This window comes from Ornithinibacillus proteolyticus (genome assembly GCF_039581225.1).
GTDB classification, from domain to species: domain Bacteria; phylum Bacillota; class Bacilli; order Bacillales; family Amphibacillaceae; genus Ornithinibacillus; species Ornithinibacillus massiliensis.
The window spans coordinates 1-738 of record NZ_JBCPXV010000123.1 but is presented as its reverse complement, the minus strand read 5'-3'; the positions used below and the strand labels follow the sequence as shown (position 1 = coordinate 738).

General features: G+C 38.5%; 1 protein-coding gene. It reads left to right on the top strand.

The window, feature by feature from the left end:
• The first annotated feature begins 136 nt into the window (after nucleotides 1-136).
• Complete coding sequence (gene tnpA / locus AAIB49_RS19915) at nucleotides 137-607, top strand: IS200/IS605 family transposase (protein ID WP_343459070.1); 471 nt, start codon at nucleotides 137-139, stop codon at nucleotides 605-607.
• The last annotated feature ends 131 nt before the right edge of the window (nucleotides 608-738 follow it).

Below are 738 nucleotides of genomic sequence, written 5' to 3'. Positions count from 1 at the left end.
TTAATGTTTTTGAAAACCCCTTGCTATGCGAGGGGTTCCGGAAAGCTTTCAGCGTGGGACAAAAAAGCCTCACTTCATGGTAAGATAAAGTTGGTTTCCCGACCACTAAATCTCACCGAAGAAGGAGGCGAGTCCTATGAAGGACAAGAATAGTTTAGCACACACAACTTGGAATTGTAAGTATCATATCGTGTTTGCACCAAAGTACAGAAGGCAAATAATATACGGAAAATATAAAAAAAGTATAGGTCAAATCATACGTGATTTATGTGAACGAAAAGGTGTGATCATACATGAAGCAAATGCTTGTCCGGATCATATCCACATGTTAGTAAGTATCCCACCGAAATTAAGTGTATCTCAATTTATGGGTTATGTAAAAGGGAAGAGCAGCTTGATGATATTTGATCGACATGCCAACTTGAAATATAAATATGGAAATAGAAAGTTTTGGTGTCGAGGATTCTATGTTGATACAGTGGGCCGAAATAGAAAGCAAATACAAGAATACATGAGGAATCAGCTAAAAGAAGATTACATGTCAGATCAATTAACTATATTCGAAGAATTTGATCCGTTTACAGGACAAAAAAATAAAAAGAAATAAGAGATTCTTTAGAATCAGTGAGTGAATGTGGTGCAGAAGGGAAACTGTTCGGTGGGCCTTTAAGGCCGAGGCCGGTAATAGAGGCTTCCAGCCGCAGAGCAAACCACCAGTTCACACTGGTGGTTTTGATT

Excerpts from the sequence above, each read along its gene's own strand:
- tnpA (WP_343459070.1), top strand. The coding sequence starts at position 137 with ATGAAGGACAAGAATAGTTTAGCACACACAACTTGGAATTGTAAGTAT.